This is a genomic window from Paenibacillus timonensis (assembly GCF_022427145.1).
Classification (GTDB): Bacteria; Bacillota; Bacilli; order Paenibacillales; family Paenibacillaceae; genus Fontibacillus; species Fontibacillus timonensis.
Genome location: NZ_JAKSXN010000151.1, coordinates 1 through 764, shown reverse-complemented (window position 1 = coordinate 764; position 764 = coordinate 1). Strand labels below are relative to the sequence as shown.

The 764-nt window shown below is 44.5% G+C and carries 1 protein-coding gene; it reads left to right on the top strand.

All coding sequences use genetic code 11. The features are described from left to right. Positions 1-160 precede the first annotated feature (160 nt). Entirely contained in the window at positions 161-613 is a 453-nt protein-coding gene (gene tnpA, locus MJ257_RS24615) for an IS200/IS605 family transposase (RefSeq protein ID WP_240271802.1), read from the top strand. Positions 614-764 lie beyond the last annotated feature (151 nt).

The following is a 764-nucleotide window of genomic DNA, read 5'->3' as shown; positions in this document are numbered from 1 at the left end:
TTAATGGCTTAAGCCAGTTGAGCTCGCGAAGCGTGCGAAACAGAAAACCACCCGCTATGCGGGTGGTGTAGTCTAGGCTTATAGCAAAAAACCACCTGATGCGTTCGTTATAATAGGAGTGTTCAAGCTACTATGTATAACGAAAGGAGAAGGTGGTTTAATGGCTAATCGAAATGATATGTCACATACCAAGTGGATGTGTAAATATCATATCGTGTTCACCCCAAAGTATAGACGAAAAGCAATCTACAATCAATACAAAGAGAGCATCCGAGACATTCTGAAGCAGTTGTGTAATTACAAAGGTGTTGAGATTCTCGAAGGGCATCTCATGCCGGATCATATTCACATGCTGGTAAGTATTCCGCCGAAGATGAGCGTATCGAGCTTCATGGGATACCTGAAGGGAAAAAGCGCTCTGATGATCTTCGACAAGCATGCAAATCTGAAATATAAGTACGGCAATCGTCACTTTTGGGCAGAAGGTTACTATGTGAGTACCGTTGGGCTGAATGAAGCAACGATCCGGAAATATATTCAGGAGCAGGAAAGTCACGATATTGCACTGGATAAGCTCAGTGTGAAGGAATATGAGAATCCCTTCAAGGGATAGCTGGTATTAACCGCACCCCTTGAGGGGTAGGCAAAAGCGGCAAAGGCATAGTAGCTTGAACGAAGTGAAAGCTAGCGCCTTTAGACGCGAGCCGGCAATAAAGGCTTATAGCCTTAGAGCAAACCACCCGTTTGACGGGTGGTTATGATTT

What these genes read in the sequence shown, in the direction of transcription:
- tnpA (WP_240271802.1), top strand. Translation starts at nt 161, where the DNA reads ATGGCTAATCGAAATGATATGTCACATACCAAGTGGATGTGTAAATAT.